Origin of the sequence: Marinomonas rhizomae (assembly GCF_003315485.1) — a bacterium.
Lineage (GTDB): Bacteria > Pseudomonadota > Gammaproteobacteria > Pseudomonadales > Marinomonadaceae > Marinomonas > Marinomonas rhizomae.
Window position 1 is genome coordinate 41,084 of the sequence record NZ_QNSE01000007.1, and the last position, 24,731, is coordinate 65,814.

24 protein-coding genes and 1 tRNA gene are annotated in these 24,731 nt (G+C 42.6%); 5 read left to right on the top strand and 20 right to left on the bottom strand.

All coding sequences use genetic code 11. The features are described 5' to 3' along the window. Positions 1-975 (bottom strand): glucokinase, encoded by a 975-nt coding sequence (gene glk / locus DFP80_RS09850; RefSeq protein ID WP_113916641.1) that lies wholly within the window; start codon positions 973-975, stop codon positions 1-3. Between the two features lie 102 nt (positions 976-1,077). Then, a complete protein-coding gene (locus DFP80_RS09855; protein WP_241560271.1) occupies positions 1,078-2,178 on the bottom strand; it encodes a GGDEF domain-containing protein in 1,101 nt (366 codons plus the stop codon). Positions 2,179-2,457: 279 nt separating this feature from the next. Between DFP80_RS09855 and DFP80_RS09860 the strand changes: the two genes are divergently transcribed. Next, a complete protein-coding gene (locus tag DFP80_RS09860) occupies positions 2,458-2,781 on the top strand; it encodes a hypothetical protein (RefSeq protein WP_113916642.1) in 324 nt (107 codons plus the stop codon). Positions 2,782-2,792: 11 nt separating this feature from the next. Here DFP80_RS09860 and DFP80_RS09865 read toward each other — a convergent pair whose 3' ends face one another. Next, positions 2,793-3,824, bottom strand: coding sequence for a DUF3080 family protein (locus tag DFP80_RS09865; protein ID WP_241560268.1), 1,032 nt, complete (start codon positions 3,822-3,824; stop codon positions 2,793-2,795). Here DFP80_RS09865 and DFP80_RS09870 point away from each other — a divergent pair. After that, positions 3,823-4,233: an acyl-CoA thioesterase gene (locus DFP80_RS09870; RefSeq protein WP_113916643.1), complete on the top strand. Its 411-nt coding sequence runs from the start codon at positions 3,823-3,825 to the stop codon at positions 4,231-4,233. The two genes, DFP80_RS09865 and DFP80_RS09870, sit on opposite strands and share 2 nt — an antisense overlap. A 54-nt stretch (positions 4,234-4,287) precedes the next feature. Here the strand turns inward: DFP80_RS09870 and DFP80_RS09875 are convergent, their stop codons facing one another. From DFP80_RS09875 to rlmE, 15 genes are all read right to left on the bottom strand, one after another. Further along, positions 4,288-4,878 carry an LPP20 family lipoprotein gene (locus tag DFP80_RS09875; protein ID WP_113916644.1) on the bottom strand — a complete coding sequence of 197 codons (591 nt, stop codon included), beginning with the start codon at positions 4,876-4,878 and terminating at the stop codon, positions 4,288-4,290. Between the two features lie 155 nt (positions 4,879-5,033). Beyond that, positions 5,034-7,142 (bottom strand): polyribonucleotide nucleotidyltransferase, encoded by a 2,109-nt coding sequence (gene pnp / locus DFP80_RS09880; protein ID WP_113916645.1) that lies wholly within the window; start codon positions 7,140-7,142, stop codon positions 5,034-5,036. Positions 7,143-7,308: 166 nt separating this feature from the next. Continuing rightward, positions 7,309-7,578, bottom strand: coding sequence for a 30S ribosomal protein S15 (rpsO, locus tag DFP80_RS09885; RefSeq protein ID WP_113916646.1), 270 nt, complete (start codon positions 7,576-7,578; stop codon positions 7,309-7,311). 111 nt (positions 7,579-7,689) lie between these two features. Then, positions 7,690-8,616, bottom strand: coding sequence for a tRNA pseudouridine(55) synthase TruB (truB, locus tag DFP80_RS09890; RefSeq protein WP_113916647.1), 927 nt, complete (start codon positions 8,614-8,616; stop codon positions 7,690-7,692). Between the two features lie 9 nt (positions 8,617-8,625). Beyond that, positions 8,626-9,015: a 30S ribosome-binding factor RbfA gene (rbfA, locus tag DFP80_RS09895; RefSeq protein ID WP_012068746.1), complete on the bottom strand. Its 390-nt coding sequence runs from the start codon at positions 9,013-9,015 to the stop codon at positions 8,626-8,628. Between the two features lie 12 nt (positions 9,016-9,027). Beyond that, positions 9,028-11,601: a translation initiation factor IF-2 gene (gene infB / locus DFP80_RS09900; RefSeq protein ID WP_113916648.1), complete on the bottom strand. Its 2,574-nt coding sequence runs from the start codon at positions 11,599-11,601 to the stop codon at positions 9,028-9,030. A gap of 26 nt (positions 11,602-11,627) precedes the next feature. Beyond that, on the bottom strand, positions 11,628-13,118 hold the full coding sequence (gene nusA, locus DFP80_RS09905; protein ID WP_113916649.1) for a transcription termination factor NusA: 1,491 nt from the start codon (positions 13,116-13,118) through the stop codon (positions 11,628-11,630). Positions 13,119-13,146: 28 nt separating this feature from the next. Continuing rightward, complete coding sequence (rimP, locus tag DFP80_RS09910; protein ID WP_113916650.1) at positions 13,147-13,608, bottom strand: ribosome maturation factor RimP; 462 nt, start codon at positions 13,606-13,608, stop codon at positions 13,147-13,149. Between the two features lie 327 nt (positions 13,609-13,935). Beyond that, positions 13,936-14,021, bottom strand: a tRNA-Leu gene (locus tag DFP80_RS09915). Between the two features lie 52 nt (positions 14,022-14,073). After that, positions 14,074-14,427, bottom strand: a complete 354-nt coding sequence (secG, locus tag DFP80_RS09920) for a preprotein translocase subunit SecG (protein ID WP_113916651.1) — start codon at positions 14,425-14,427, stop codon at positions 14,074-14,076. 3 nt (positions 14,428-14,430) lie between these two features. Next, complete coding sequence (gene tpiA, locus DFP80_RS09925; RefSeq protein WP_113916652.1) at positions 14,431-15,180, bottom strand: triose-phosphate isomerase; 750 nt, start codon at positions 15,178-15,180, stop codon at positions 14,431-14,433. A gap of 89 nt (positions 15,181-15,269) precedes the next feature. Continuing rightward, complete coding sequence (gene glmM / locus DFP80_RS09930; protein WP_113916653.1) at positions 15,270-16,616, bottom strand: phosphoglucosamine mutase; 1,347 nt, start codon at positions 16,614-16,616, stop codon at positions 15,270-15,272. Further along, on the bottom strand, positions 16,616-17,449 hold the full coding sequence (gene folP, locus DFP80_RS09935) for a dihydropteroate synthase (protein ID WP_113916654.1): 834 nt from the start codon (positions 17,447-17,449) through the stop codon (positions 16,616-16,618). The genes glmM and folP overlap by 1 nt, the downstream gene beginning before the upstream one ends. Before the next feature lie 33 nt (positions 17,450-17,482). Next, entirely contained in the window at positions 17,483-19,465 is a 1,983-nt protein-coding gene (gene ftsH / locus DFP80_RS09940; RefSeq protein WP_241560267.1) for an ATP-dependent zinc metalloprotease FtsH, read from the bottom strand. Between the two features lie 69 nt (positions 19,466-19,534). Next, positions 19,535-20,155: a 23S rRNA (uridine(2552)-2'-O)-methyltransferase RlmE gene (gene rlmE, locus DFP80_RS09945; RefSeq protein ID WP_113916656.1), complete on the bottom strand. Its 621-nt coding sequence runs from the start codon at positions 20,153-20,155 to the stop codon at positions 19,535-19,537. A 99-nt stretch (positions 20,156-20,254) separates the two neighbouring features. On the opposite strand from rlmE, the gene yhbY reads away from it, so the two are divergent. Together yhbY and DFP80_RS09955 are read left to right on the top strand one after the other, a co-directional pair. After that, the gene (gene yhbY, locus DFP80_RS09950) at positions 20,255-20,557 is read left to right on the top strand and encodes a ribosome assembly RNA-binding protein YhbY (protein ID WP_113916657.1); all 303 of its coding nucleotides are present in this window, start codon (positions 20,255-20,257) and stop codon (positions 20,555-20,557) included. Between the two features lie 100 nt (positions 20,558-20,657). After that, the gene (locus DFP80_RS09955; protein WP_113916658.1) at positions 20,658-21,500 is read left to right on the top strand and encodes a hypothetical protein; all 843 of its coding nucleotides are present in this window, start codon (positions 20,658-20,660) and stop codon (positions 21,498-21,500) included. 95 nt (positions 21,501-21,595) lie between these two features. Here the strand turns inward: DFP80_RS09955 and erpA are convergent, their stop codons facing one another. Beyond that, positions 21,596-21,943, bottom strand: a complete 348-nt coding sequence (gene erpA, locus DFP80_RS09960; protein ID WP_110575191.1) for an iron-sulfur cluster insertion protein ErpA — start codon at positions 21,941-21,943, stop codon at positions 21,596-21,598. Between the two features lie 69 nt (positions 21,944-22,012). Beyond that, positions 22,013-23,599 carry a peptide chain release factor 3 gene (locus tag DFP80_RS09965; protein ID WP_113916659.1) on the bottom strand — a complete coding sequence of 529 codons (1,587 nt, stop codon included), beginning with the start codon at positions 23,597-23,599 and terminating at the stop codon, positions 22,013-22,015. 347 nt (positions 23,600-23,946) lie between these two features. Between DFP80_RS09965 and DFP80_RS09970 the strand changes: the two genes are divergently transcribed. Further along, entirely contained in the window at positions 23,947-24,711 is a 765-nt protein-coding gene (locus tag DFP80_RS09970) for an ABC transporter ATP-binding protein (protein WP_113916660.1), read from the top strand. Positions 24,712-24,731: the final 20 nt, after the last annotated feature.

Genomic DNA, 24,731 nt, shown 5'->3' on the forward strand with positions numbered 1-24,731 from the left:
CTAGGCTTTCGACACAAGATGGGAGGCATAACATGCACACCCCATCAGCCCTGGGTATTCAGACATAACAACAAAAGTCGGAATAGGGGAAACAAATTCTTTCATGCGACCTTTATCTTGCATCGCTTCACGAAAACGACTTTTAAGGATTTCTTTTATGTAACGAGGGACGATACCACCGGCAATATAAACACCGCCGCGAGACTCAACCGACAATACTAAGTCGCCGATCACTCGCCCTAAAAATACAAAAAACTGCTCCAACGCTGCAGCGGCAATAGGGTCATTACCAAGCTTAAGAGCCTCGCCAATTTCAGGGGCAGTTAAACGCTTTTCAATCCCTTCGCGCAATGCCAATGCTTCATATAAATTTTCAAGACCCATACCTGATAAAACACGTTCTGCTGAAACTCTCTTATGACGCGTACGAAGAAACTTTAAAATATCATCTTCAACATCATTACAGGCAGATAAATCAACATGCCCACCCTCTCCAGGTAACACCATGTTAGGCCCATTGTCCTGAGGAACAACACAAGATATTCCTAAACCAGTTCCAGCACCAACAACCCAACATGCACCTTTAGGATCCACAGCCGAACTATCCCCAACAACCAACATATCTTCAGGTTGGAGGATTTCCAAACAATGCCCCACAGCATCAAAATCGTTCAATAAGGCAACGGGCTTATTATCGCCAAAATAGGACTGCACTTCATCACGTGTAAACTTCCAGGGATTATTAGAAAACTGTATCACTGGCTGGTTCACTGGCCCAGCAATCGCCAAAACAATGGCATCTATTCTATCCATACCAATACTGCAGTTTTCAATATAGTCAGCTGCTGCAGCAAAAAAATTATCGTAATTTTCACAGGGAAGCACTCTTATTTCTAGAGGCTCATACTGATGGATAGGAACCAAGGCAAAACGCGCATTGGTTCCACCAAGATCGGCGATTAGAGCATGGGACATAAACGAACCCTATTTAATTTTCTTGAAATTTTACAACAAAATTGAGGTGAAAAATACCGCACCCTTGAAAAATTAGCGTCATAATGTAATAAAATTACACAATTACCTTAGTCTATTTAAAAACTTAAAGACTTTCGTTGGCACCAATCTTTTACGGTTATTTTTATAATCATAGAGGCGCTCATCTGCCACTTTCAGCAAATGCTTATAGTTACTAGGCGAGTCAGACATGACGCTGGCGCCACCATAACTAATAGTAATAGGTACGAGATTAGATTTATACCTTAACGGGTTAGATTGCAGATATTCTTGAATAGATTCCGCCACTAAAATGGCTTGATCATAGTTTTTCCCAGGCATGACAAACACAAATTCATCGCCAGCAAATCGAAATGCTAACCCCTGCTTGTGGACATATTTAAGTAATCGCTTAGCAATATACTCCAATACCTCATCACCACAATTATGCCCCAATGTATCATTGATAGACTTAAAGGCATCACAATCTATAAATACGACGGTTAAATCGCGCTCTCGCATTTTAGATCGAGCAAATTCACGATCCAACATCAACTCCAGCTGCCGGCGATTTAACAAACCTGTTAAAGGGTCTCTCGTTGCCAAATACTCTAACTTCTCTCTTGCCGTTACATTACTCAAGCAGATAGATATTTTTATGGCCAATTGATCAAGTAGAAACGTGTCTTTTGTCTTGGCATCATAGCGAGAACTATCAGAATCCGCCTGACAAAATAATCCAACCAACTCACCGTCAATCGTTAAAGGTGAAATAGCGACAGAAGAAATAATATCACGATAGACAGCAGGAATAATTTCCCTACATTGACTTAAATTAGTATTCACCAAAACTGTTTTGTTACTGGACTTGATGATATCAATCATGGAATGACGCCTTGTAAAAAGCACCCTATCACGCAGATCTGGCATTTTTTCTAGGCTTTCGATTAAATGAGACAAAGGGGCTTCGTTGATTAAGTTTACCCAAACATAAGGTACGCTAAACTGCTTCTGCACCTCCTTAGTTAAAGTGGAAACAAATTGATCACAACGACCAATCGAGAGAATACAGCGCTCTATTTCAAAAAATTTACGAGCGATCTCCTCATTGTGCCTAACGTTGTCGATCAGTTCGTTAATATCATGCATGCGTAATGCCTCACCGCCAAGTATTAAGCGGTTCACTTTTCCCAATAAAAGCACCAAAACCTAAAAATACAATTGATCTATAATGCATTATAGTACGATGCTTATACACTTTGAGCTACACATTGAATAAAATTGGTTGCCTAGCATACAAAAAATAACAATTAAAATAAGCTTGCGCTAGCGTGTTACTCAAAAGTGCGAACTATTATTACAGTTCACCAAGCAAGAAAACCATTTCAATTAATCATCTGTTTTCTTTAAGAAAAACCATCCTGTGCCGATAGCGTTATCGTAGATAATTTAATAGGCACGTTAATGAATATAAGAGAAGTTGTTGAAACACAGGTAACCCAAAGCAGCAAAGCGGGAAAACCGGTTTCTGGCAATGCTCATTTTGCTTTATTAATGAGCCTATTCAATCAGCCTGGACCCTCTGTCATCGATACACCAGATGAGTTAAGCGTCCACCAACCTCATGCTATTACACGACCCATACAGTTTTCACATGGCATTGGAGCAAACCCGATTGCAAATATCGCTTTACTAAAAGCGCTAAGCTTCGAACCTTTGGCGGAAGGCCCAGCACATAAATATGATGCGATTGAAAGCCTAGAACAACAGATCAGCACGCGTATTTAATGATTTTGCCATTAAGACTTTCCACCAATAGAAACAGAGCATTTCGTAAACAAAGCGCTCCACTGCTTGGCATGTAGCTGAGACGCTAACTGATATTCTTGCCATGCACTGCTTGAGTTCGCCATAGAAAATTGATTCAAAAAAACATTCATATCACGGCCTAATGGCTCACTTATATCAAACAGGCGAGCCATAAGCGGAAGCACTTCATAAGCACCACGATTAATCCGCCCCATATAAGGCTGGATAACTTTTACATAATGAACCTCAAATTGCTGTGCAATATAAGACATCGGAGCACCGCAAATATCAACATCTAGCCTACCGACTTTATTTGCAACAAGATTCAAATAACCGGTTATACGAGACATCGAATACAACAGTCGACCTGCGTACTCACTGTCCATTAACACTTTTAAATCCCCCTCAAAAATATTCGCATCGACCAGTGGTAAAGCAGTAAGATTCTCACCAATTGTAATCAATCGATTCAAAGCATCTAACAGCTCCTGTTGCTCAGCAGTAGAGTAATTCAATGGAAGAAATCCATTAGATAAACTAAAAAATGCTTCACTCTCTGCGCCATTAAAAAGAGCATTACTAAACGCTTTTGGTAATTCAAGGCGCTTTTGCCGCGCTATTTGGTTCAACTCTTTAGACAACGACTCATTATTAATCTCACACGACTCAATAGCTCGAATAATATCCAGTTCATACAAAAATCGCTGGCTGTCGGACATCACTTTACCAAGAATACTATTTTTTCTTCCCGCAACAATACCCACACTGCATTGCTGCAAAGACAAAAAATCTAATAGGCCAATATCGAACTGAGTCAAACTTTGTTGGCGATAACGCGACGATGGCAGGCTAGCTGGCATCACCATTGCAGGGGAAGAAATGGAAAAAAATTGTGAGCGATTTAAATCTGCAACATATTTAGATAAAACGCCTTCTACTTTAAAGCGCGTATCACAACCCACTACTCCAGCGAGTATAATGCTGCTCAATAGAATCACTGAAAAAAAAGGTTTTTTTAACATGAACAAGCTACTTATCCAAAAACGAGAAGAAATTTCAGAAACACGCGTTGCAAAAATGGTCTTTCCTGCAACAACAAACCATTACGACACTTTATTCGGTGGTATCGCTTTACAGTGGATGGACGAAGTTGCCTATATAGCCGCTACTCGCTTCGCCAGAAAAACCATGGTGACCATATCCACTGAACAAGTGGACTTTAAACAACCTATCCCTTCAGGAATTTTAGTCGAATTAATCGCTCGCGTGGTTCATGTTGGCAGAACATCATTAAAAGTAGAAGTGTCTATTTTTCTAGAGCGGTTGGATAGTGATAAGCGCACCAAAGCAGTCACAGGGCATTTCAACTTCGTTGCTGTAGATAACAACAAAAAGCCTACCCCAATTTTTGATGAAGAAAACAATATTTAGAAAGAATATATGATGAGTAGTAACTAGAATTAGGCACTACTCATCATCGGCGTATTACTGAGCGTGACGCTTAGCTATTTCAGCAGCAAGCTCATCAAAACTTTTTTCGGATTCCAACTTTTGAAATAAAGCCGCTTCATTACGCATAGATGTACGCAAAATACTTTCTGCAACACCTTCAGCTTGAGATGGGTCTAACCCCACTAATACCACTAAGCCACCAGAGGGTGTTGGCATCTGTCGAACCACTTTAGAGCCGATCAATTTCTGTTCAGTTACTTGCTTGGTTACAACACTATTTACGCGATCCACTGTTTCAGCATCGCCAGCCCCTGTTGTTTCAACATACTGCTTAACCATATTTTGTAGGTCAACACTGAGCACTTGAGCCAATTCAACACGTGCTGCTGTCGCCGCCATTTGCTTCATATAATTTGCACCAGCAGCAGATTTCTCACTATAGCCAACAGCAGACAGAGCAACACCTTCAACAGGTGCGCCGCACACCCAATCAGGTGCAGGCTGATTAGAACCATCAGCAAAAGCACAATCAGGAATAGCAGCAACAGGCGTATTTACTACATCTTTACTACAGGCTGCTAACAAAATACTAGCAGCTAATAAACCTACAACTTTAATCGTCATAATCTTTTCCTTTATCTAAGACACAGAAAGGTAAATAGTGAAAAAACATCGCCAAAACATTAAATATAATGCTGGCATTTTAGCCTATTCAGCACATTAAAAACAAAAAAAAGGCGCTATAAATAGCGCCTTCTTAGATCAATTTACGCTAAACATTATTCAGTGTAAGCGGCTTTTTCTTCTTCCGTTACATCTTTCATAGAAAGCTTAATACGACCACGAGCATCAACATCTAACACTTTAACAATAACTTCTTGCCCCTCAGAAAGGAAGTCAGTTACCGCACGAATACGCTCTTCAGCGATTTGAGAGATATGAACCAAACCATCTTTACCAGGTAAGATATTTACGAAGGCACCAAACTCAGCTAGACGAACCACTTTACCTTTGTAAAGCTTATCAACCTCTGCTTCTGCTGTGATTTCATGAATTTTCAACAATGCAGCATCAGAAGATGCTTTATCAGCAGCGTAAATACGCACTGTGCCGTCGTCATCTAGATCGATAGATGCACCTGTCTGTTCTGTAATAGAACGGATAGTCGCGCCACCTTTACCGATAACGTCACGGATTTTTTCAGGATCAATTTTGATTGTCGCCATAGATGGCGCATTTGGAGACACTTCAGGGCGAGCGTAACCAATCACTCCTGCCATTTCACGCAGGATGTGCTTACGCGCGTCCATTGCCTGGCTTAATGCGATATCCATGATTTCTTCATTGATACCTTCAATCTTGATGTCCATTTGAAGTGCTGTGATACCTTCTTCAGTACCCGCTACTTTAAAGTCCATATCGCCAAGGTGATCTTCGTCACCCAAGATATCAGTCAATACGGCAAAGCCGTCGTCTTCTTTGATCAGACCCATAGCGATACCAGCTACTGGTGCTTTCAGAGGAACACCTGCGTCCATCATAGATAGAGATGCACCACAAACAGAAGCCATAGAGCTAGAACCGTTTGATTCAGTGATTTCAGACACAATACGAATTGTGTATGGGAATTCATCTTCAGATGGCAATACCGCTTGAACACCACGACGTGCTAGACGACCGTGACCGATTTCACGACGACCAACACCACCCATACGACCACATTCACCTACAGAGTATGGAGGGAAGTTGTAGTGCAACATGAAGCTGTCTTTGCTTTCGCCAGCAAGGCCGTCGGACATTTGCGCATCACGGCTAGTACCTAGAGTACAAGTCGCAATAGCCTGAGTCTCACCACGTGTGAACAAAGCAGAACCGTGAGTTTTGCTCAACAAACCAACCTCAACGTTGATTGGACGAACAGTTTTGTTATCACGACCATCAATACGTGGCTGGCCGTCGATAACACGACGACGTACCGTACGTTTCTCAAGTTTCGAGAAAGCACCTGTTACGTCAGCTTCTGAGAATTCACCGTCTTCAGTTACTAGCGCTTCAACAGCCGCTGCACGAACTTCGCCTAGTTTAGCGTAGCGTGCCATTTTTTCACTGATGCCGTAGGCTTCTTCGATTTGTGCTGCATAGCCTGTTGCTAGTGCTTCAGTTAGTGAAACATTAACCGCTTCAGCTTCCCATTCCCAACGAGGCTTAGCACACTCAGTTGCGAATTCAGAAATGGCCGTGATAGCCGCTTGCATTTCTTTGTGTGCGTAAAGTACTGCACCTAACATTTCGTCTTCAGTAAGCTCTTGTGCTTCAGACTCAACCATTAGGACGGCATCTTTCGTACCGGCAACAACCATGTCTAGCAAAGAACCGTCTAGATCTGCGTAGCTTGGGTTAAGAACGTAGCCAGACTCATCGTTAAAACCAACACGTGCTGCACCGATAGGACCATTGAATGGGATACCAGAAATAGTCAATGCGGCAGATGTTGCCAACATAGCCGCGATGTCCGCGTCTAGGTTAGTGTTAGTCGACATAACAGTACAAACAACCTGTACTTCGTTCATGAAACCTTTTGGAAACAATGGACGAATTGGACGGTCGATCAAACGAGAAGTCAGAGTTTCTTTTTCAGAAGGACGACCTTCACGCTTTAGGAAGCCACCAGGGATTTTACCGACAGCGTAAGCACGCTCTTGGTAATGAACAGACAATGGGAAAAAGTCTTGCCCAGGTTTAGCGGATTTAGCGCCTACAACAGTAGCAAGTACTTGTGCATCACCAATTGTACAAAGAACAGCACCCGTTGCTTGACGAGCAATACGGCCTGTTTCTAGCGTTACGGTATCGTTACCGAACTGAAAAGTTTTAGTAGTAATACTCACACGTATTCCTTTTATAAAAAAAATTCTTCTCCCAAAGACCTCTTTTTAAGCCAGTACTCATATGAACTCTTTTTATATCTACATAAAAAGTGCATATGAAGTACAGGCTGTCCCTTGGGAGACCAATAAAAAAAGGGCCATAATTACTTATGGCCCTTTCTCAGTCTTAGCGACGCAGACCTAGTTTTTTGATCAAACTAGTGTAACGAGCTGCATTTTTACGCTTAAGGTAATCCAGCAACTTACGACGCTGGTTTACCATACGGATTAGACCGCGACGAGAATGATGGTCGTGGATATGAGATTTAAAGTGACCTTGAAGACCTTCGATGTTCTTAGTCAACAATGCTACTTGAACTTCAGGAGAACCAGTATCACCTTCCGCCACTTGAAACTCTTTAACCAACGCTGCTTTAGATTCTGCAGACAATGCCATAATCTTAATCTCCAAATTAATATGCTATAAAAAATAAAGGATAGCCGAGCATATTTTCAGTCATCCTAGGCTGGCAAGTTTAACACTCTTTTTAACAGAACTCACTGCAATTTATAAAGAGAACTCACTAGTATTTACTAATCGATAAGGACGAATAAACGCACCTTTAATTTGCCCAAGCCCTAAAAAGCGCCGCGACTCTTGATCGTACATTCTCACTACTGTTTCATGCTCTAGTGAAACAGTAGTAGGGACAGTGCGACCAAACATCATATCCCTTGCATCCGGCGTCGGTAAATCGACACTAGTGAAATGCTCCACAGCAGTATCCATCGTGATTAAATGGGAGTCTAATGCCTCATAGCCCTGCTCTGCCAGCGTTTCAAACTGCTCTAACGTCATCATATTTTCAGGTGAATAACCCGCCGTCGAAATACGATGCAAAGAATGAAGATGCGCCCCACAACCTAACACCTCACCAATATCCTCACCAATAGTTCGAATATAAGTACCTTTAGAGCACTGAATATCCAGTGTCAACGTGTCTTCAGTTCTTGAAACAAGCGTTAGATTTGAAATCGTAACACGACGACGCTTCCTTTCTATAACGATGCCCTGACGAGCATATTCATATAGAGGCTTACCTTCGTGTTTTAAAGCAGAATACATGGGAGGGATTTGTTCAATTTCACCACGAAATCCATCTAGAATTTCTTCGAGAGATTCATCTGTCAAGGTAGGAATTAACTCTTCCGTTAAGACATCGCCTTCACGATCACCGGTTGTGGTTCTTTTTCCCAGCTGGATGCAGGTTAAATAACGCTTATTTGCATCCAATAAATATTGAGAAAATTTCGTCGCTTCTCCGAAGCACAGTGGCAACATTCCTGTTGCCAAAGGATCAAGCGCTCCAGTGTGCCCCGCTTTTGCCGCCTGATAAAGACGGCGGACACGCTGCAACGCTTGGTTCGAACTTAAACCTATCGGCTTGTTCAGTAGAATGATACCGTCCACCGAACGCCATTTTGCTTTAACCATACGAACTTATTACTCGTCTTCGTTACCGTTTTTTGTCTCATCATCACGAATTGCTTCATCAATCAGAGCTGACATACGTGAGCCATTAACAACACTTTGGTCGTAGTGGAAACGCAAATGCGGCATAACGCGAAGCTTTACTTCTTGCGCTAAACGACGACGCAAGAACCCTTTTGCACTATCAAGTGCTGCTTGGTTCTCTGCCAATACCTCTGGCTGATCATCTTTACCGAGTACGGTGTAATAAATATCCGCATAGCCTAAGTCTTTTGCTACACGTACTTCGTTAACAGTAACTAACCCTAAACGTGGGTCTTTTACTTCAAACTGGATCAAGGACGCCAGCTCCTTTTGGAGCTGGTCACCAATCCGACTAGTACGACTAAATTCGCCTGCCATGATCTTGTCCTATTAAAGCGTACGCGCTACTTCGACGGTTTCAAAAACCTCGATTTTATCGCCTACTTTGACATCGTTGTAGTTCTTCACGCCGATACCACATTCCATACCACGGCTCACATCGTTAACAGCATCTTTGAAACGACGAAGAGACTCAAGCTCACCTTCGTAAATCACAACATCGTCACGCAATACACGAATTTGCTTGTTACGATAAACCGTACCTTCGATAACCATACAGCCGGCAATCAAACCAAACTTAGGCGAACGGAATACATCACGTACTTCCGCAGTACCCTTAATGTCTTCACGAAGATCTGGCGACAACATGCCAGACAAAGCAGACTTAACATCATCAATAATGTTATAGATAATGCTGTAGTAACGAAGATCGATGCTTTCACGCTCAATAAACTGTTTAGCAGAGTTATCAGCACGCACATTGAAACCAAAAATCACGGCATCAGAAGCCAAAGCTAAAGTCGCATCTGTTTCGGTGATACCACCAACGCCACTAGAGACAACATTTACTTTTACTTCATCGGTATTCAGATCGGTTAAAGATTTAATCAAAGCTTCAAGAGAACCTCGAACGTCAGCTTTAAGAACCACATTTAATGTGCGGACTTCGTCTTTACCCATTTCAGAGAACAAGTTCTCCAATTTAGCAGAATGTTGACGAGCAAAGCGCACTTCGCGGTACTTACCTTGACGGAAGTTAGCAACTTCACGAGCTTTACGTTCATCAGCAACAACGATGAACTCTTCACCAGCTTCAGGCGTTCCATCAAGACCAAGGATCTCAACAGGAATAGAAGGGCCAGCTGAGTTAATTGCTTTACCATTTTCATCCAACAAAGCGCGTACACGGCCCATTTGAAGACCTGCCAACACAATGTCGCCTTTTTTCAAGGTACCATTTTGAACAAGTAAGGTTGCAACAGAGCCGCGACCACGATCGAGTCGAGCCTCAACAACAACACCTTTACCCGGAGCACTTGGTACAGCTGTCAGTTCAAGCACCTCTGATTGTAGAAGAATTGCTTCTAGTAGCTCTTCAATACCTTCACCAGATTTGGCCGAAACACCAACAAACTGAACGTCACCGCCCCATTCTTCTGGTACAACTTCTTGTGCAACTAGTTCGTTTTTAACACGATCTAAATCTGCACCTTCTTTATCAATCTTAGTGATAGCAACAACCATTGGAACATTACCAGCACGTGCGTGCTGAATAGCTTCAATTGTTTGCGGCATCACGCCATCGTCAGCAGCACAAACTAGAATAACGATATCCGTTGCTTTAGCACCACGAGCACGCATAGACGTAAACGCAGCGTGTCCAGGCGTATCCAAGAAACTAACCATGCCATGAGGTGTTTCAACATGATAAGCACCAATGTGCTGAGTAATACCACCAGACTCACCCGCAGCAACGCGAGTAGTACGAATATAATCAAGCAATGATGTTTTACCATGGTCAACGTGACCCATAACAGTAACAACAGGTGCACGTTTAATCGATTCACCTTCATAGTCAATCGCTTCGATCATGTCATTCTCGACTGCATTCTCGTCGATAAACTTAACCGTATGACCCATTTCTTCAACAACCAAAGTCGCTGTATCACGATCAATAGTTTGATTAATAGTTGCCATAGCGCCCATTTTAAACATGATCTTAATAACTTCAGCGCCTTTCACCGCCATTTTTTCAGCAAGATCAGCAACCGTAATACTTTCAGGCAATGCTACTTCGTGAATCATTTTAGCGGTAGGCTTTTGGAAACCGTGTTCTTGTTTAGATGGCTTCTTATTCTTACGCCCCAATTTACCGCGACGAGTAAACTCATCTTCGTCATTCACATTTACACGTGAATTGCGCTTATTATCTGGGTTTGTGCGACCACGAGGTTTGTCTTTATCTTTGCCGTTATCGTGTCTAACTGGGCCTTTTTTACCCTTGGGAGCAACAGTTGACTTCTTACTATCCATTGCTGGTTGAGACACTTTCTTCGACGCTTTAGGCTGCTTCGGTGATTCCACGGGTTCTGCCGCTCCTGTATCGGAAACATACTGCTCCGTATCATTGACCGCGCCAGCATCCGCTACGACAGTTTTCACCGCTGCTTCTTGACGCGCTTTTTCTTCGGCTTCAGCCTTCGCTTTGGCCGCCTTCTCTTCTTCTTGCTTACGCTCTAACTCAAGACGAGCTTTCTCTTCTGCTAAACGCTCTTGCTCTTCTGCAAGACGTTTTGCCAACTCTTCCTGCTTCTGAGCTTCTTCATCTACATCATCGCGCTTAACATAGGTGCGTTTTTTCTTAACAGCAACATTGACAGCTTTTCCGCCATCGCCGCGAGACAAGGTGCTCGTTGTCTTACGCTGCAAAGTAATACGCTGGCTCTTATCGCCTTCTTCACCATGTTGACGCTTCAAATAATTCAATAGCGTTTGCTTTTCAACTTCAGAGACTTCTTGGCTTGCACTCGTTTGAGATAGGCCAGCGTCTTTCATCTGAGCTAGTAGCTTATCGACTGGTGTATTTACCAGCTCGGATAGTATCTTTACGGTTTGAACTGTCATTAAGTTCCCCCTTATGTACTCAGATTTTATTCAGATTCAGTAAACCAAGGTGCGCGAGCTGTCAAAATAAGACGACCTGCACGCTCTTCAGTCATACCTTCAACGTCAAGCAATTCATCAACCGATTGCTCAGCCAAATCTTCCATAGTGATAACCCCCATAGAAGCAAGAACCAAAGCAAGGTGATTATCCATCCCATCCATCGCCAATAAATCGGCAGCAGGTTTGGCACCATCTAATTGCTCTTCAGCCTGAAGCGCTTGATTCAGCAAGGCTTCTTTTGCACGTGAACGTAGTTCGTTTACTAAATCTTCATCAAATCCATCGATGTCTAACATTTCTTCCATTGGGATATAAGCGACTTCTTCTAAAGAAGTGAATCCCTCATCAACCATCTGGATCGCTAAATCATCATCGATATCTAATCCTGTAACAAAGATATCAATCAATTTTTGCGATTCTTCTTGCTGTTTAGCTTCTGCATCTTCACTGGTCATTACATTCAAAGACCAACCAGTCAAAGTAGACGCCAAACGGACGTTTTGACCGTTACGGCCAATTGCTTGCGCTAAATTATCGCTCTTAACAGCAACATCCATTGAATGCGCATCTTCATCAATAACAATAGAATCCACTTCTGCTGGAGCCATTGCATTAATTACTAACTGAGCTGGGTTGTCGTCCCAAAGTACGATATCAACACGCTCACCATTCATTTCATTTGAAACCGCTTGAACTCGAGCTCCACGCATACCAACACAAGCACCGATTGGATCAATACGGCGATCGTTTGTTTTTACAGCAATTTTTGCACGTAAACCGGGATCACGAGCAGCACCACGAATTTCAATGACTTCTTCAGAAATCTCAGGCACTTCAAGACGGAATAGTTCAATCATGAATGCCGGATCATTACGGGAAAGAATCAATTGAGCACCACGGCTGTCATCGCGAATTTCAAGCAACAACGCACGAATACGGTCATTCATTCTGAAGCTTTCACGCGCAATCAATTGATCTTTTGGCAATGATGCTTCCGCGTTTTCACCAAGATCAATAATCAAACTATCACGAGTCACTTTTTTGACTTGACCATGAACTAACTTGCCAACTTTCTCAGAATACAAAGCGACCATCTTAGCTCGTTCAGCTTCTCGTACTTTTTGTACGATAACTTGTTTTGCTGTTTGAGCAGCAATACGACCAAAAACTTCAGATTCCACTTCTTCTTCGTAAATTTCGCCAATAGGCACACCAAGATTTTGTTCTTCAGAATCATCAATTGTTAATTCAAATGCTGGAGCAGAGTAATCTTCATCTGCAACGATATGCCATTGACGGTAAGTTTTATAATCACCTGTGCGCTGATCAATAGAGACGCGAATTAATGCATCTTCTTCAAAACGGCGTTTGGCAGCACTAGCTAAAGCAATTTCAACAGCTTCGAAAATAACTTGTTTCGGAACATCTTTCTCGTTGGAAACGGCTTCTACTACCAAAAGAATTTCTTTGCTCATCCTTTTAGCCTCTCTTCAAGGTTAATTTTTAAAATTGTGGAACAACATTTGCCTTATCGATCAAATCAATAGGCAATAAGTATTCTTCTTGATCTACGCGAATAACAATATCTTCGCTTTCGATCCCCATTAGTTGTCCTTTAAATTTGCGACGTCCGTCGAAAGGCACGCGCAAACGCAAAGAAACAATAGAACCGATATAAGCCTGATATTGAGCCAAACTGAATAAAGGCCGATCTAAACCTGGTGACGATACTTCTAGGTTGTACTCCCCTGTAATTGGGTCTTCAACATCTAGAATAGAACTAACTTGACGGCTAACACGGGCGCAATCTTCTACATCAATCCCTTTTTCATCATCCGTTTCAATATAAATGCGAAGCACCGAATCCTTACCTAAAGATAAGTATTCCATCCCCCAAAACTCAAACCCTAAACCTTCAACGACTGGTCGAATAAGTTCTTCTAAAATCGTATATTTTGCTGACAATCGTTTTCTCCGAAAACCAAATTTGTAAAACGCAGAAACAAAAAACGGGCTCTAGGCCCATTTCCATTTATTAACAGTCACAGTACAGATAACAAAAAACCCCATATAGGGGTTCTCAGCACTCTGCTCAAATAAAACTGAGAGAGAATCCTTCCAAAGGAAGGTCGTCAATCCTGACACTAAACACTAAGAACAAACTGGTGCGGATACCTAAACTAGGAAAACCATGAGAAGAGCCTTTTAAAAAGCAACTCAAATCTCGACAAACCAGATTACTCTGCATCAATATTTCGACATCATACACAAAACACGACATCAATTCAAGATTGGTGCGGATGGGGGGACTCGAACCCCCACGAGCATAGCTCACCACCCCCTCAAGGTGGCGCGTCTACCAATTCCGCCACATCCGCAAGTTCACTTAACGCTTAACACTTAACACTTCAAAATCAATACAACCAAATATTACTCAGTAACAGGTAGATCAGATGATGTTTTGTTCTTATCACCCAACTCTGGCAAGGCTACTGTTTCATCAACCTGAGGAGCTGAAGGAACGAAATCAAGCGCACCTGAAACACTTTTTGCCTGCTCGCTGGCAAAGTACGCCAATCCAAAACTAGTCAAAAAGAAAACCAATGCAAACACAGCAGTCATTTTTCCGAAGAAACTTCCACCACCCTGACTACCAAATACTGTCTGGGACGCACCACCACCAAAAGAGGCGCCAGCGTCCGCACCCTTGCCTTGCTGCAACAAAACCAACGCGATAATGACAATCGCCGCCAGTACATGCAAAACCAAAATTAGTGCTTCCATTAATTAACCTGCTGCTTTAACAATCGCGATAAATTCTTTTGCATCAAGAGATGCACCACCAACAAGAGCACCATCTACATCAGGCATTTGAAACAAAGCCGAGCTGGTTGATGCTTTAACACTTCCACCATACAGAATCTGTACTTTTTGAGAAACAGACTCCGATGATTTAGCCAAAAAGGCTCTAATAGCTTGATGAACGTCTTGCGCTTGCTCCGCACTTGCGGACAAACCCGTCCCTATTGCCCACACTGGCTCATAAGCAATAACCATTTTTTCAAATGATGCAACCCCAACAAGATCAATAACCGCCTGAAGTTGTTGCTCACATACATCCAGTGTTTTACCTGACTCACGTTCAGCTAATGTTTCACCGATACATAACATGGGAGTCAAACCAAAACCCAATACCTTTTCTACTTTTGAAGCAACCAGCTCATTTGTTTCACCATAGAGAGAGCGTCTCTCTGAATGGCCCAACAATACATACTTAACCCCAAAGTCACCTAACATAGAAGCAGACACTTCCCCAGTGAAGGCACCTTTCAGCTCATTACTCACATTCTGCGCAGCTAAAACAATATCACTAGCAGAAATCAAGTCATCAACTTGAGATAAATAGGGAAAAGATGGAGCGACAACTACTTCAGAGCTAGAACCGTCCATCTCAAGCAAGCCATTAATCAGTGAAACAATAGACTCCTTTGAGCCATTCATTTTCCAGTTGCCAGCCACTATTTTTTGACGAATCATATTCTAACCCCTAAATTCGAGGCGCCCATTCTATGGAATGGACGCTTTGGTTTCAAGTATTTATTGTTATCCGATACATAAAATTCGTTTTACGTATCGGTTTTAGCAGAAACTACAGCGTTAACTTCTTCCACTAAATATTCAACAAGCTCATCTACCGTATCATCATCTCGACCTTCGACCATCACTCGAATCAAAGGCTCTGTACCTGACGCCCTAAGCAAGACCCTACCCAGACCGTTCAAACGTTCATTAGCAATCGCGATTGCTTTTTGCAAAGCAGGCTCTTCATTTGGAACAAAACGCTTAGCAACACGAATATTCTTCAACTTTTGTGGAAACTTAACCAACCCCACCAAAAGCTCATCAAGCGCTTTACCCTCTTCAACCATAGCTCGCAATACCTGAAGCGCGGCAATAATACCGTCACCGGTTGTAGTAATTGAGCGACAAACAATATGCCCAGATGGCTCACCACCTAACACCCAACCATGCTGCATCAGTTTTTCATTAACATATCTATCGCCAACCGCAGCACGACTAAAGCCAATACCCGTTTCAGAGAACGCCAATTCCAAACCAAAGTTACTCATAAGAGTGCCAACAACCCCGCCGCTAAAACGACCAGTACGCATCAGATGGTTAGCGATAATATATAAAATATCATCACCATCACGCACCACACCGTGACGATCAACCAGTATTAAACGATCGCCATCACCGTCTAGAGCAATACCGAGGTCAGCTTCTTCGGCCAAAACATTTTTACACAACAATTCAGGCTTAGTCGCACCACTAAACTCATTAATATTCAAGCCGTCAGGGTTAGCACCAATCGAAATAACCTCAGCACCCAATTCGGAGAAAACACGAGGCGCCACATGATATGTAGCGCCATCAGCACAGTCTACGACGATTTTTAAGCCACTTAATTGCAAGCCAATAGGGAACGTGCCTTTACAATATTCAATGTAACGCCCCGCAGCATCGTCAATACGCCTAGCTCGGCCAATTAGACTAGACTCAACAACCACCATTGGCTGCTCAAGAAAGTACTCAATTCGCTCTTCTATCTCATCAGAAATTTTCCCACCCTCAGCGGAAAAAAACTTAATCCCATTATCCGTATAGGGATTATGAGATGCACTAATAACAATACCAGCACTAGCGCGAAAAGTTCGAGTAAGGTAAGCAATAGCAGGCGTTGGCATAGGACCAACCAAACGCACATCCGCCCCCGCAGCAACAATGCCAGACTCAAGCGCAGACTCAAACATATAGCCCGAAATGCGAGTATCCTTACCGATCAGGATTTTTTTATCATTTTCCTTAAAAACCTGGCCAGCAGCCCAACCAAGCTTAAGCATAAACTCAGGTGTAATTGGCGTCGTACCGACTTTCCCACGAATTCCATCTGTACCAAAATACTTACGCATTAAATTTCTCTCTCAATACGAGACATTAACGCCAGCATTTCAACATGCGGCTTAACATCATGAACCCTAAAAATACGAGCGCCTTTCAAATAAGCAGAAGCATTTGCCCCCATAGTGCCATATAAGCGCTCTTCGACTGGCAAACCTAAAGCCTCACCTATCATAGTCTTTCTCGAAAGACCGATAAGAACCTCGGCCCCCATCTCTTTAAACACTTCAATATGCTTCAACAACAACAAGTTATGAGCCAGCGTTTTACCAAATCCAATCCCCGGATCCAAAATAAGACGAGACCGAGAAATACCAATCGACTCACACTCTGCAACCCTAGACATCAAGTAGCTTGCAACATCATCAACTACAGATACATAATCAGGTCGATCCTGCATTGTTTGTGGCATACCTTTCATATGCATCAAACAAATAGGCAAACTGGTTTTAGCGGCAGCCTGTAAAGCACCTTCACGCTCAAGTGCCCTCACATCATTTATCAACCCCATCCCTAAATGAGCCGCCCCTTGAATAACCTCTGCGGTACTAGAATCAACAGACACAATAACGTCGAAGCGCTGTTTTATGGCCTCTACAATAGGTAAAACACGATCCAATTCTTGTTGGATGGAAACAGGCGCAGCACCAGGACGAGTAGACTCACCGCCTACATCAACAATACTGGCACCCTCTTGAACCATCTTCTCAGACTGACGTAAAGCAGCATCCAAGGAGTTAAAGGCGCCACCATCAGAAAAGGAGTCAGGCGTAACATTTAGTATCCCCATTACATGAGGAAGGGACAAGTCTAACGACTTGTCCCCAAAAGGCATTAACGACATGAAGAAACCATATCAATAGTTAATAATTTGAAGCTATTCACCTGTAGGTTTGGGAGAAACCTGATCTGAATTAGAATCGAGATCAACTGACTCATTTCCACCCTCGGGAGAGCTCGCCTCAGATGAAGCCACCGCGTCATCACTCATCTTACCAGCATCATCGCCTTTCGAAGCATTAGCACCTGGATCAGACCAACCTTCAGGTGCAGAAGGCTTTTTACCCGCCATAATCTCTTCAATTTGCTTAGCATCAATTGTTTCATACTGCATTAAAGCTTCCGACATCACATCAAGCTTAGAACGATTTTCTTCTAAAATCTGTGTAGCTTTGGAATAGCAGCGACTAATAATATCCTGAACTTCAGCATCAATAATCTTGCCAGTCTCAGGAGAGAAGTAGTTCGCTTTACTACCTGTCGGCCCAGATATATAACCACCAGAATTATCATCCTCTTCGTAGGCAAATGGACCTAGCTTTTCAGACAAACCCCATTTGGTCACCATGTTACGAGCAATACTAGTAGCACGCTCAATATCATTAGAAGCACCAGTAGAAACGCCATCAAAGCCATGAATCATTTCTTCAGCGATACGACCGCCGTACAAACTACACACCTGACTTTCAAGACCACGCTTACTAACACTGTATTTATCTTCTTCAGGCAAATACATGGTAACACCCAGCGCACGACCACGAGGAATAATAGACACTTTATAAACAGGGTCATGCTCTGGCATTAAATAACCAATAATTGTATGACCTGCTTCATGGTATGCCGTATTAAGCTTTTCTTTATCGCTCATCACCATGGTTTTGCGCTCAGCACCCATGAGAATTTTATCTTTTGCTAGCTCAAGCTGCTCCATATTTACCAATCGACGATTAGAGCGTGCTGCAAACAATGCCGCTTCGTTCACTAAATTCGCCAAGTCAGCCCCAGAAAAGCCAGGCGTACCACGAGCAATGTTTTTTGGCTCAACATCATCATCACAAGGCACTTTACGCAAATGCACTTTAAGAATCTGTTCACGACCACGAATATCAGGCAAGCCGACTTGCACCTGTCGATCGAAACGACCAGGACGAAGCAAGGCCGGATCCAATACATCAGGACGGTTTGTTGCAGCAATAACGATAATACCTTCATTACCCTCAAAACCATCCATCTCAACCAACAACTGGTTCAGCGTCTGCTCACGCTCATCATTACCGCCACCCATGCCGGAACCACGGTTACGACCCACTGCATCAATCTCATCGATAAAAATGATGCAAGGAGCGTGCTTCTTGGCCTGCTCAAACATGTCACGGACACGAGACGCACCAACACCAACAAACATTTCTACAAAGTCAGAGCCTGAAATAGTAAAAAATGGCACTTTCGCTTCACCAGCAATCGCTTTAGCCAACAAGGTTTTACCTGTACCTGGAGGCCCGCACATCAAAATACCGCGCGGAATCTTACCGCCAAGACGCTGAAATTTACTTGGTTCACGAAGGAAGTCTACCAACTCTGAGGTGTCTTCTTTTGCCTCATCACAACCAGCAACATCAGCAAAGGTTGTTTTAATCTGATCTTCAGGCAAAAGTCGCGCTTTGGACTTACCAAATGACATTGGACCGCCCTTACCACCGCCACCGCCTTGCATTTGGCGCATGAAGAACATGAAGATAGCAAGAATAAGAAGGATAGGAAAACTAGCCACTAACAGTTGAGTCCAAATGCTTTGCTGCTCAGGCATACGCCCTTCAACAACAACATTATTACTAAGCAAATCATCCATAATCTTTGGATCAGCTGCAGCAGGACGCACAGTATCAAAAGTATCACCACTCGTGCGGCTGCCACTAATGGTATAACCATCAACAACGACTTTAGCTATACGGCCATCTTGGACCTCTTTCACAAACTCAGAATACGAAATTCTATTTGTGTCAGGTGTCGTATTAAAATTATTAAACACAGTCAGTAGTACAGCAGCTATAACCAACCACAACAGTATATTTTTCAGCATATCGTTCAAGAGCACACCTCTTAACGGTTATTTTAAATGTCTCTGGCAATCATACCAGAACATACCCCATTAACCTTTATATTGTCTTCCTAATAAGTAAACTTCGCGACTTCTTGCTCGCGAGGCATCTGGTTTACGTGTCACAACGGACCCAAATTGAGCCCGCATGGTTTTAAGATATTCGTCAAAACCTTCACCTTGAAACACCTTCACCAGAAAATTTCCGCCTGGACGTAGCACTTGAGCAGCCATATCCAAGGCAAGTTCTACAAGATACATAGCTTGTGGCTGATCAGAAGAACTATTACCACTCATATTGGGGGCCATATCCGAAATTACAAGATCTGCTTTTTCATCTCCAATTTCAGCTAAAATTGCCTCGTACACTTCTTGCTCAGTGAAATCACCCTGAACAAAACTTACACCAGGCAAGGGTGCCATTTCCAAAATATCCGAAGCAACGATAGTTCCATGATCACCCACTAGCTTTGCCGCCACTTGAGACCATCCACCTGGAGCAGCACCAAGATCAACAACACGCATTGTCGGCTTAAACAACTTATCCTTGTCATTAATTTCTATCAGCTTATAACTCGCTCTAGAGCGATAGCCATCTTGTTGGGATTTTTTGACATACGGATCGTCAAAATGTTCCTTCATCCAATTATTACTACTTTTTGATCTTGCCACGTTTTCATCATACCTAAATCAGTCAATATTCCGCTATAATATCGCTTAACCTCTAAAGCCTCCAATAAAGAGGGTCAACTAATATGAGAAAATTTTACTATGAGTCTTACAAACGCCCAAAAAAAGCAGTATCGCCTAATCGGCCACGCACTTAATCCTGTTGTTATGATTGCGGGCAACGGTTTAACGGAAACCGTTCTTACTGAAATCGACCGCGCACTTGAAGATCACGAGCTGATTAAAGTACGTATTAGCATTGCTGATCGCGAAGTTCGTACCGCCCTGATTGAAGAAATCAACAAAATAATGAAATCTGAAACGGTACAAACTATTGGTAAAGTGGCTCTTTTTTACCGAGCTGCATTAAAGCCAAACCCAAAATTGTCCAACTTACTTCGCTAAAAAAACCTTGAGATAGTCTTTTTTGTTCAAAAAACAGACTATCTCTAAACTCTTCAACATTGCGGCCGATACCTTTGACAGCTAACAGAGGAGTCGTACCATGTTATTTATAGAGGCGCTCAATAGAGCCAGCACTCAGCCGAACGAAAAAAAGTTGATTGCTAGAGCAAAATACCGCTCTGTAATTAGCCATAAAGACTCTGTCGACCTAAGCTCTGCCGCTCATCAGGTAAAAGAAATACATTTAGACAGCCAAGCAAAAATACCGCTCACAGCCGCTACAAGTATTTTCGCCAACCTCATAGAGCACGTCCTTAATCATCTTATAAATAGCAATGTACACCTACATTCTCCGGAAGAACTCAATCTAGAAACCAAAGAGTGGAAGCTTTTTTTACAAGTCCCACCACTGACAAAACAAAAAAGTAATAAATCAGATGAATACGTTACTCCAGAGGTTTTACAACACCCTCCTGCCAAACAGCTAATATTCCATATCCCGGTAAAACCGTCTTATGGCATTCCTATTGAAATGACCGTGCTGCTGTCACATCATCACGGCTCGCCAACAGCACCAAGCATTTTTCACACCCTTTCAACTGAGAGCTGGCTACCAGTTTTACGCACCCCCTATTCGCCAGATTTCTTAGAACAACAAGTGACTCACCACCACATACTACTTGATCAAGATGGTGAACCCGACCAACTATCCCCACTTTATGTACATATTAATCAAAGCAAAATAATGGGGGAGAATATGCTTTCGCCACAAGTTTTCGGATTACGCATCTGGCGATCCAAAAACAACACATTAACACCGGTTGTTTTAGGGGACAAACAAGTTGGCTTACTGTTTGTCGGTCACTACAAGCCAATAGAAGGAACCCCCATTAGCGAAGATGAAAAAGCACGGCAAGCAAGCAACCTTTATACCAAAGCTTAAAAACCAATATTAATCCCAAAAAAAAACCTTCAAGGTGAACACCTTGAAGGTTTTTTTTCAATTTACCAAACTGAGTTACTTAGAATCATGAACAGCTAAATACTAAAACTCGCACCACAACCACAAGTTGATGTAGCGTTAGGGTTTTGCACTACAAAACGCGAACCTTCTAGATTTTCTTTATAGTCCACTTCCGATCCAACGAGATACTGAAAGCTTAATGGATCAACAACTAAGGTCACTCCATTACGCTTTACTTCAGTATCGTCTTCCTGATGCTCTTCATCAAATGTAAAGCCATACTGAAAACCAGAACAACCGCCGCCCGTCACATACACACGCAACATGAGTCGATCATTTTCTTCTTCTTCAATTAGCGATTGCAACTTTGCAGCTGCTGCGTCTGTAAATTCAATAGGATCAATTGATTCAACCATGCTCATTCCAATACCACTAAAACCATTTCGATAAATGAATTATCGTCTTATCCGAGTAATTTAGTCAAGTATTGATCAATGTTCACGCGTTGAGCGGAATCGAACCTGAGGCCATTTCTCTTCCGCCATCATCAAATTCACTCTAGTTGGCGCCAAATACGTTAAATGACCACCACCATCAATCGCTAAATTATCACGACATTTATTCTTAAATTCTTCAAATTTTTTCACATCGTCACACTCAACCCAGCGCGCAGTGTTGACGTTTACCGCTTCGTAGATACATTCTACTTTGTATTCATCTTTTAAACGGTAAGCAACAACTTCATATTGTAACTGTCCTACCGCGCCAACAATCAGCTCGTTGTTACGTTGAGGCATAAACAGCTGAGTAGAGCCTTCTTCAGAAAGCTGCTGCAGCCCTTTTTGCAAAGCCTTCATCTTCATTGGATCTTTTAGACGTACGCGACGGAATAACTCAGGCGCAAAATGAGGAATACCAGTAAACTTCAAATCCTCACCTTCAGTAAAAGTATCACCTATCTGAATAGTGCCATGGTTGTGTAAACCGATAATGTCACCAGAAAAAGCTTCTTCAACACCTTCACGATCACCTGCAGTAAACGACACGGCATCCGTCACTTTAATATCTTTACCAATACGACAATGGCGCATTTTCATACCACGACTATAAGTACCAGAACACACTCGCATAAATGCGATACGGTCACGATGCTTAGGGTCCATATTGGCCTGTATTTTAAAAATAAAGCCAGAGAACTTCTCTTCCTTGGCTTCCACTTTACGGCTATTGGTTTCGCGGTCAATCGGCGCTGGAGCCCATTCAACAAAGCCATCTAACATTTCACGCACACCGAAATTAGAAAGCGCCGTACCAAAAAACACCGGGGTTAATTCGCCCGCCAAATAAGCAGCATGATCAAATTCATGGCTTGCTCCTCGCACTAGCTCGATTTCTTCCATGTAAGCCTCCCAGTCATCACCAAGCAACTCTTTTGCTTCGTCTGACTCCAAGCCCTCAATGCGAATATCATCCATCAAAGTATGGCCACGACCACGAACAAATACATGAATAGTATCGGTATATAGATTATAAACACCTTTGAAAAAATCACTCATGCCAATCGGCCAAGTGATTGGAGCGGCTGCGATTTTTAACACATCCTCGACTTCATCTAACAAATCAATCGGATCACGAATATCACGGTCCATTTTATTAATGAAAGTCAAAATAGGTGTATCACGTAAACGACAGACGTCCATTAACTTGATCGTGCGATCCTCGACCCCTTTCGCACCGTCGATAACCATCAGCACAGAGTCTACCGCTGTAAGTGTTCGATAAGTATCTTCCGAGAAATCTTCGTGCCCAGGTGTGTCAAGCAAATTAACGGTACGGTCTTTATATGGAAACTGCATAACAGAAGAGGTAATCGAGATACCACGCTGCTTCTCCATTGCCATCCAGTCAGATGTTGCATGCTTATCACCTTTTCGGCCTTTTACAGAACCGGCGGTTTGGATAAGTTGACCAAGCAACAAAAGCTTTTCGGTGATAGTTGTTTTACCGGCGTCAGGGTGAGAAATGATAGCAAATGTACGTCTATCGGTTACTTCATTAATAAAATTCTGGTCTGCCATTAAAGTGTACTTTTAGGTTATACGCGGGCTTTTACCACACTCGACCTAAAAGTCAGTGCTCAACCCCGTTGTGTTAATCGTGATTTCGTTGCGACTATTTTCGCTGATCTCGGCGCTATAAACAATCAATGCCTATGGAATTAATCACTATTTAGAGTTTCAGCCAAGGATACTAAAAAATCCTCAATAAAAACCAGAGAAAACAGCAACAACTTTACAAATGATTTGCATTACCATTAGCGATGACAATAAAATAATCTCCCCTTTGCCTGTTGGCAAACATTCAAAGGCACGATTTTCAATTAAGCGCTGTCAAGATTCGATTAAAAAATGGTAGAACCTTAAGAATGATAGAGTCAAAAGAACTGCAATTTAGTATCGGTGACCGTCCATTATTAACAAACTTTTCCATGACCTTTAAACCTGGGGAAATCTACGCTCTGGTTGGTCACAACGGTTCTGGCAAATCTACTCTTTTAAAATTGCTTGCCCAACAGCAAAAACCAACAGCAGGCAGCATTTTACTAAATAGTCAGCCCCTTACTTCATGGTCGCAAAAAAAGTTTGCTCAACAAGTGGCCTACCTACCTCAACAAACACCTTCTACAGATAGCCTTTCAGGAAGAGATCTAGTTAGCTTTGGCCGCTACCCTTGGCATGGTTTACTTGGTCGGTTAAACAAAGAAGACCAAGGCTATATTGATGAGGCAATGGCGTTAACCGATACAACAGGTTACGCAGATAGACTGGTCAACACTTTATCTGGAGGCGAGCGTCAGCGTCTATGGCTAGCAATGTTACTAGCCCAACGGACGCAATATTTGCTTCTCGATGAACCCCTTGCAGCTTTAGATATAGCCCATCAAATTGACATACTAAATCTTATTAAAAAGCTCAGTAAAAAACTCAATTTAGGCGTCATTATCGTTATTCATGATATCAATATGGCGGCACGTTTTTGTGATCACATTGTGGCTCTTCACAGCGGTGAAATGATTGCTTCAGACACGGTGGAGAACATTTTCAACCAAGATCAATTACAAAGAATCTATGGTGTGAAGATGCATATCTCTGAGCACCCAGCTGGCTATCCCATCGCCATGCCTTATTAATCAGGAATCAGGTAGCAGTT

Bases quoted from the DNA above. Each gene is read 5' to 3' on its own strand.
- glk (WP_113916641.1), bottom strand. From the start codon at position 975: ATGTCCCATGCTCTAATCGCCGATCTTGGTGGAACCAATGCGCGTTTT.
- DFP80_RS09860 (WP_113916642.1), top strand. From the start codon at position 2,458: ATGAATATAAGAGAAGTTGTTGAAACACAGGTAACCCAAAGCAGCAAA.
- DFP80_RS09870 (WP_113916643.1), top strand. From the start codon at position 3,823: ATGAACAAGCTACTTATCCAAAAACGAGAAGAAATTTCAGAAACACGC.
- DFP80_RS09865 (WP_241560268.1), bottom strand. From the start codon at position 3,824: ATGTTAAAAAAACCTTTTTTTTCAGTGATTCTATTGAGCAGCATTATA.
- DFP80_RS09875 (WP_113916644.1), bottom strand. From the start codon at position 4,878: ATGACGATTAAAGTTGTAGGTTTATTAGCTGCTAGTATTTTGTTAGCA.
- rpsO (WP_113916646.1), bottom strand. From the start codon at position 7,578: ATGGCATTGTCTGCAGAATCTAAAGCAGCGTTGGTTAAAGAGTTTCAA.
- truB (WP_113916647.1), bottom strand. From the start codon at position 8,616: ATGGTTAAAGCAAAATGGCGTTCGGTGGACGGTATCATTCTACTGAAC.
- rbfA (WP_012068746.1), bottom strand. From the start codon at position 9,015: ATGGCAGGCGAATTTAGTCGTACTAGTCGGATTGGTGACCAGCTCCAA.
- infB (WP_113916648.1), bottom strand. From the start codon at position 11,601: ATGACAGTTCAAACCGTAAAGATACTATCCGAGCTGGTAAATACACCA.
- nusA (WP_113916649.1), bottom strand. From the start codon at position 13,118: ATGAGCAAAGAAATTCTTTTGGTAGTAGAAGCCGTTTCCAACGAGAAA.
- secG (WP_113916651.1), bottom strand. From the start codon at position 14,427: ATGGAAGCACTAATTTTGGTTTTGCATGTACTGGCGGCGATTGTCATT.
- tpiA (WP_113916652.1), bottom strand. From the start codon at position 15,180: ATGATTCGTCAAAAAATAGTGGCTGGCAACTGGAAAATGAATGGCTCA.
- glmM (WP_113916653.1), bottom strand. From the start codon at position 16,616: ATGCGTAAGTATTTTGGTACAGATGGAATTCGTGGGAAAGTCGGTACG.
- folP (WP_113916654.1), bottom strand. From the start codon at position 17,449: ATGTCGTTAATGCCTTTTGGGGACAAGTCGTTAGACTTGTCCCTTCCT.
- ftsH (WP_241560267.1), bottom strand. From the start codon at position 19,465: ATGCTGAAAAATATACTGTTGTGGTTGGTTATAGCTGCTGTACTACTG.
- yhbY (WP_113916657.1), top strand. From the start codon at position 20,255: ATGAGTCTTACAAACGCCCAAAAAAAGCAGTATCGCCTAATCGGCCAC.
- DFP80_RS09955 (WP_113916658.1), top strand. From the start codon at position 20,658: ATGTTATTTATAGAGGCGCTCAATAGAGCCAGCACTCAGCCGAACGAA.
- erpA (WP_110575191.1), bottom strand. From the start codon at position 21,943: ATGAGCATGGTTGAATCAATTGATCCTATTGAATTTACAGACGCAGCA.
- DFP80_RS09965 (WP_113916659.1), bottom strand. From the start codon at position 23,599: ATGGCAGACCAGAATTTTATTAATGAAGTAACCGATAGACGTACATTT.
- DFP80_RS09970 (WP_113916660.1), top strand. From the start codon at position 23,947: ATGATAGAGTCAAAAGAACTGCAATTTAGTATCGGTGACCGTCCATTA.